The 236-nt window shown below is 72.9% G+C and carries 1 protein-coding gene; it reads left to right on the top strand.

The window, feature by feature from the left end; genetic code table 11:
* Positions 1-236, top strand: a 236-nt coding sequence (locus tag AC0IWM_RS23940; protein ID WP_471759177.1) for a hypothetical protein, incomplete at both ends; no start/stop codon positions are given.

The following is a 236-nucleotide window of genomic DNA, read 5'->3' as shown; positions in this document are numbered from 1 at the left end:
CGCCGTGTCGCGGCAACTCGCAGGCGCGATCCGCCGCGGCGCGGATTTCGACCTGTCCCTGCGCCTCGGTCAGCCCTCGGGCGAGGTCCGGGAGGTGCAGGTCCGCGGCGTCGACCAGGGCGAGCCCGGGCTTTCCGGGCGTGCTGCGCTCCGTGGGTCCATCTGCGGCGTCTTCGCCGACGTCACAGAGCTGAAATCCGCCGAGCGTGCCCTGGCCGAGAAATCCGCCCTCCTGG

The organism is Methylobacterium sp. AC433 (genome assembly GCF_979253015.1).
The sequence above is the reverse complement of the archived record's forward strand: the minus strand, read 5'-3'. Positions and strand labels throughout refer to the sequence as shown.